The sequence below is a fragment of the Streptomyces canus 299MFChir4.1 genome, from assembly GCF_000383615.1.
GTDB classification, from domain to species: Bacteria; Actinomycetota; Actinomycetes; order Streptomycetales; family Streptomycetaceae; genus Streptomyces; species Streptomyces canus_C.
This window is the reverse complement of sequence record NZ_KB911678.1, coordinates 1-5412: the sequence shown is the minus strand read 5'-3', so window position 1 is coordinate 5412 and position 5412 is coordinate 1. Positions and strand designations below refer to the sequence as shown.

General features: G+C 69.0%; 8 protein-coding genes and 1 tRNA gene. 8 read left to right on the top strand and 1 reads right to left on the bottom strand.

Annotation, left to right across the window (positions count from 1 at the left end):
- Positions 1–109: 109 nt before the first annotated feature.
- Positions 110–745, bottom strand: coding sequence for a uracil phosphoribosyltransferase (gene upp, locus H293_RS0148590; RefSeq protein ID WP_028808880.1), 636 nt, complete (start codon positions 743–745; stop codon positions 110–112).
- A 96-nt stretch (positions 746–841) separates the two neighbouring features.
- Between upp and H293_RS0148585 the strand changes: the two genes are divergently transcribed.
- The 8 genes from H293_RS0148585 to H293_RS0148550 all read left to right on the top strand — a co-directional run bounded on the left by H293_RS0148585 (position 842) and on the right by H293_RS0148550 (position 5315).
- Positions 842–1048, top strand: coding sequence for a hypothetical protein (locus H293_RS0148585; protein WP_020124974.1), 207 nt, complete (start codon positions 842–844; stop codon positions 1046–1048).
- A 291-nt stretch (positions 1049–1339) separates the two neighbouring features.
- Positions 1340–1882 (top strand): tRNA adenosine deaminase-associated protein, encoded by a 543-nt coding sequence (locus H293_RS0148580; RefSeq protein WP_020124973.1) that lies wholly within the window; start codon positions 1340–1342, stop codon positions 1880–1882.
- Positions 1883–1947: 65 nt separating this feature from the next.
- The gene (tadA, locus tag H293_RS0148575; RefSeq protein WP_020124972.1) at positions 1948–2373 is read left to right on the top strand and encodes a tRNA adenosine(34) deaminase TadA; all 426 of its coding nucleotides are present in this window, start codon (positions 1948–1950) and stop codon (positions 2371–2373) included.
- Positions 2374–2418: 45 nt separating this feature from the next.
- Positions 2419–2503: transfer RNA gene (locus H293_RS0148570), tRNA-Ser, on the top strand.
- 107 nt (positions 2504–2610) lie between these two features.
- Complete coding sequence (locus H293_RS59640; protein WP_020124971.1) at positions 2611–2787, top strand: hypothetical protein; 177 nt, start codon at positions 2611–2613, stop codon at positions 2785–2787.
- Between the two features lie 12 nt (positions 2788–2799).
- Positions 2800–3093, top strand: a complete 294-nt coding sequence (locus H293_RS0148560; RefSeq protein WP_020124970.1) for a Dabb family protein — start codon at positions 2800–2802, stop codon at positions 3091–3093.
- A gap of 170 nt (positions 3094–3263) precedes the next feature.
- The gene (locus H293_RS0148555) at positions 3264–4094 is read left to right on the top strand and encodes an RNA polymerase sigma factor SigF (RefSeq protein ID WP_020124969.1); all 831 of its coding nucleotides are present in this window, start codon (positions 3264–3266) and stop codon (positions 4092–4094) included.
- 327 nt (positions 4095–4421) lie between these two features.
- Positions 4422–5315 carry an RNA polymerase sigma factor SigF gene (locus H293_RS0148550; protein WP_020124968.1) on the top strand — a complete coding sequence of 298 codons (894 nt, stop codon included), beginning with the start codon at positions 4422–4424 and terminating at the stop codon, positions 5313–5315.
- Positions 5316–5412 lie beyond the last annotated feature (97 nt).

Sequence of the window (5412 nt, the reverse complement as noted above, 5' to 3'; positions counted from 1 at the left end):
CGCGCTACACAAGCCCCCACCGGACCCGCAGCTGCGCCGCAGGCACCAGGGGCGCGGGGAACTGCGCAAAACGCCCGCCCCCACCAACCCGCACCCAACCGACAACCGACTACTCCGCCGCCCCATACAGCCGATCGCCCGCGTCCCCCAGCCCCGGGACGATGTAACCGTGCTCGTTGAGGTGATCGTCGACCGCAGCCGTGACCACCGTCACCGGCGTACCCGCCAGCTCGCGCTCCATGATCTCCACACCCTCCGGCGCGGCCAGCAGCACGACCGCCGTCACATCGTCCGCACCGCGCTTGATCAGCTCACGGATCGCCGCCACCAGCGTGCCACCGGTCGCGAGCATCGGGTCGAGGACGTACACCTGGCGCCCCGAGAGATCCTCCGGCATCCGCGCCGCGTACGTCGTGGCCTGGAGCGTCTCCTCGTCGCGGATCATGCCGAGGAACCCCACCTCGGCGGTCGGCAGCAGACGGACCATGCCGTCCAGCATGCCGAGCCCGGCCCGCAGGATCGGCACCACCAGGGGGCGCGGGTAGGAGAGCTTCACGCCGGTCGTGGCGGCGACCGGGGTGCGGATGTCGACCGCCTCGGTCCGCACGTCGCGTGTGGCCTCGTAGGCGAGCAGGGTGACCAGCTCGTCGGCGAGGCGGCGGAAGGTCGCGGAGTCGGTGCGCTGGTCGCGCAACGCGGTGAGCTTGTGGGCGACCAGAGGGTGGTCGACGACGTGGAGACGCATGTCCACAACAGTAGCCGGGACCTTCGAACCCCTCGCGCTGGCGTCAAACCGCCCGACGGGGGGAACGTGGGAGGGACGGACTGGGGTGATGAACCGATGCCTGACCTGCCTGAGCACAAGCCGTCGCACGACGTGTCGCACGAACCGCCGTCACAGGAGACCGACGCCGAACGCCGTCGCCGTCGTGCACAGTTCCTGCGCGATCTCGCGGAGGCCCGGGAACTGCGCGACCGGGTGCAGCCGCGCCGCGCGAAGGTCGCCCGGCTGCGGCACGCGATGCGCATGCGGACCTTCCGCTGGTAACGAAGATCACGCAACTCGAACCGCCTTGAACAGGTGGCCGTGCGTGGGCCCTTGGGAAAGCCGCGTACGATCCCGCTCGTGGCGGCGACGAGTGCGCTGGTGAGTCCTTCACCGACGTGCCGACGCACGTGCGATCAAAACCACCGGACACAGGGTGCCGAAGACGTCCCCTGAACGCCTTGTTTCTGCCACGATTCCGAGTGGGTGGGGCTCGGAGCCGAGCTCTCCCCACCCGAACCTCCGCCGGGGGGACCCCCAACCGGCACACCTATGACCAGTGGGAGAGTCACGGTGTACTTCGCCGCACTGCTCGCGCGCACCGAAGACGGGTGGGAAGCGAGCGACACAGAGCTCCTCGACAATGTGGAGACGCTGTCGGATCTGGCCGACCTCGCCCGGGAAGCCGCGGCCGAGGACGACACGGTGCTCGTGCTGATCGAGCAGGAGGACGCCTGGTTCGGCGTCGTCCGCATCGACGGCGAGGAAGACCCTCGTATCTACGTCTCGGACGCCGCCGCGGCCGCCCGCAGCTCGTACGGCGAGATCCTGCTCACCGACGAACTGCTCGGGAGGGAGCCCGCCGACGACCCCGACCTCGACGCCCTCGACCTCGACGGCACCGAGGACGGTGAGGACGAGGAAGAGGACGACGAGGACGTCACCGCCGAGGCGGTCGGCTCCGGGGAGGCCGTGCCGCACGGCCCGGTCGGCGACCCCCAGGTCCTCGACGACCTGGGCGTCAGCGAGAAGGAGCTGAAGGCCCTGTCGGAGGACGCCCTCACCGAGATCGCCGAGGCCCTGGGCGCCTCGGAGGTCCTGGAGACCGTCCGCTGACCGCGGGGACCGGGACCGGGAACGAGGACGCCCCGGACCCGGTACGCGACCGGTGGCGGGCCGCGATGCGGCTCGCCCTGGACGAGGCCGGCCGGGCGGGCGCGGACGTGCCGGTGGGCGCCGTCGTACTGTCCCCGGACGGTACGACCGTGCTCGCGGCCGGCCACAACGAACGCGAGGCGGTCGGCGACCCGACCGCGCACGCGGAGGTCCTCGCGATCAGGCGGGCGGCGGCGGAGCTCGGCGAGTGGCGGCTGACCGGCTGCACGCTCGTGGTCACGCTGGAGCCCTGCACGATGTGCGCGGGCGCGATCGTGCAGTCCCGGGTGGACCGGGTCGTCTACGGCGCCCGGGACGAGAAGGCGGGCGCGGCCGGCTCCCTGTGGGATGTCGTCCGCGACCGGCGCCTCAACCACCGCCCCGAGGTGGTCGGGGGAGTCCTCGCGGACGAGTGCGCCAGGCTCCTCACGGGGTTCTTCAGAGACCGCTGAATACGGATTTCAAAGCACGCCCCACCTTGCTGTAAGGTCTCCCTCGGTAGCGTGTCCGAGCGGCCGAAGGAGCTCGCCTCGAAAGCGAGTGTGGCGCAAGTCACCGAGGGTTCAAATCCCTCCGCTACCGCTTGAGAAGGGCCCCGTCGACAGACGGGGCCCTTCGTGCGTACTGATCGCCCCGGCTACACTCGCGCCCCAGTAGGCACAGCAGTACCAGAAGCGGGGGAGGCCGCGGTGGCGGTGAACGGAAAGAAGATCGCCGTCTATGTGCTCGTGGTCTTCGTGATGTACGTGATCATCACGGACCCGAAACAGGCTGCCGAGTACGTGCAGATAGGGTTCCAGGGCATATCGGACGCCGCCAAGGCCGTGGGCGACTTCTTCACATGGCTGGCCGACGGCGCGCACTAGCTGGGAGTTCAGATGATCCGCCACCTCGTCCTCTTCAAGCTCAACGAAGGTGTCGAGCGGGACGACCCGCGCGTCGTCGAGGGCGTCGAGGCCTTCCGCGCGCTGGACGGCAAGATCCCCGAGATCCGCTTCTGGGAGCTGGGCTGGAACCTCAGCGACCGCCCCATCGCCTACGACTTCGCCATCAACTCCGGGTTCGAGGACGTGACCGCGCTGCGCACCTACGTCGAGCACCCGGAGCACCAGGCGGGCGTGGCGCTGTGGAAGGAGTTCGCGACCTGGGTGATCGCGGACTACGCGTACTGAGCCCGAGCGCTCCGAAGCCTCCTGCCGGGAACGGCGGGAGGCTTTTCTGCGTCCTTCACCCCAGTTGCCTCTCAACACGGCGTAACCCAACGTTATGCGGTGCTTGCACACAGTGCACATGTCTTGTGATGCTATGACCGCTTTTGACGGATGAGTTGACCAGCGAAGAGGTGGCGTTGACCGTGTCGGCCAGTACCGCGCCTCCCCAGGAGGCCCCCCAGGAGGCCGCCCCACGCAGTCGCGGCGCCGACACCCGGGCGCTCACCCAGGTGCTCTTCGGCCAGCTGAAGGAGCTCCAGCCGGGCACGCCGGAGCACAACCGGGTGCGGACGGCGCTCATCGAGGCCAACCTCCCGCTCGTGCGCTACGCGGCGGCCCGCTTCCGCTCCCGCAACGAGCCGATGGAGGACGTGATCCAGGTCGGCACCATCGGGCTCATCAACGCCATCGACCGCTTCGACCCGGACCGGGGCGTGCAGTTCCCGACCTTCGCGATGCCGACCGTGGTCGGCGAGATCAAGCGGTACTTCCGCGACAACGTCCGCACCGTCCACGTACCGCGCCGGCTGCACGAGCTGTGGGTGCAGGTCAACGGCGCCACGGAGGACCTGACCACCGCCTTCGGGCGCACCCCGACGACCGCCGAGATCGCCGAGCGGCTGCGCATCACCGAGGACGAGGTGCTGTCCTGCATCGAGGCCGGACGGTCGTACCACGCCACCTCGCTCGAGGCGGCCCAGGAGGGCGACGGACTGCCGGGCCTGCTCGACCGGCTCGGCTATGAGGACCCGGCCCTGGACGGCGTGGAACACCGCGACCTGGTCCGCCATCTCCTGGTGCAACTTCCGGAACGGGAGCAGCGAATCCTGCTGCTGCGCTACTACAGCAATCTCACCCAGTCGCAAATCAGCGCGGAACTCGGCGTCTCACAGATGCACGTTTCGAGGCTACTCGCGCGTAGCTTCCAGCGGCTTCGATCCGCCAATCGGATCGACGCATAGTCTTCGGCGGATTGCCGATGCATAAGGGGCGCACGGTCGCACGTTCCGGAACACCGCAGTTCGCAAGCGGGATCGAGAAGTAACCGGCACGAGCGAATCGCTCACCGGCGCCGTTCCCGGCCCTTCTGGGCCGAAAAACCGTCAGAACCCCTTTATCCAGGGCGTATTCGGGTCTCACATGTCGACATGTCACTACAGCGTGTTGCCGACATGTGACATTCTGCCGGAAGCGCGTTTGCCGAGGCTTCGGCTCCGGTATTCAGGTGAAGGCTGACGTTCCACCACGGGGCGTTCGCCGCGACCGTCCCGCGACCCAAAGGGGGTGGCATGTCCGCAGAACAGGGCAGCTCGAAGGTGCTCACGCTCACAAAGAGCGAGGCCGAGCCCGCACTCGACGACGTCACGACTGTCGAGGCCGCGCCGGCCCCGGCGCTCCCGGCTCTCCCGGTGGTGTCCGGAGCCATCGACACCCGCACCCTGTCCCGCTCCCTCTTCCTGCGGCTTGCCGCACTCGACGAGAACAGCCCCGAGCGTGCGTACGTCCGGGACACCCTCATCGAGCTCAACCTCCCGCTCGTTCGCTACGCGGCAGCACGCTTCCGCTCCCGCAACGAGCCGATGGAGGACATCGTCCAGGTCGGCACCATCGGCCTGATCAAGGCGATCGACCGCTTCGACTGCGAACGCGGCGTGGAGTTCCCGACGTTCGCGATGCCGACGGTGGTCGGCGAGATCAAGCGGTTCTTCCGCGACACGTCGTGGTCGGTCCGCGTCCCGCGCCGCCTCCAGGAGCTGCGGCTGGCCCTCACCAAGGCCAGCGACGAGCTCTCCCAGAAGCTGGACCGCTCTCCTACGGTGGCCGAACTCGCCTCCGTGCTGGGCGTGTCCGAGGAGGACGTCGTCGACGGCCTCGCGGTCGGCAACGCGTACACCGCCTCCTCGCTGGACTCCCCGGCCCCGGAGGACGACGGCGGCGAGGGCTCCCTCGCGGACCGCCTCGGCTACGAGGACACGGCCCTGGAGGGCGTCGAGTACCGCGAGTCCCTGAAGCCGCTGCTGGCCAAACTCCCGCCCCGTGAGCGCCAGATCATCATGCTGCGCTTCTTCGCCAACATGACCCAGTCACAGATCGGCGAGGAGGTCGGCATCTCCCAGATGCATGTCTCCCGCCTCCTGACCCGCACACTGGCCCAGCTGCGGGAGGGCCTCATCTCGGACTGACCGCCACGCTGGGCTTGAGCGGGGCGCCTATTAGGGTGCCTCGCGATGTCGTCGGGCGGGTGCGGGTGCGTGGGGGCTGGTCGCGCAGTTCCCCGCG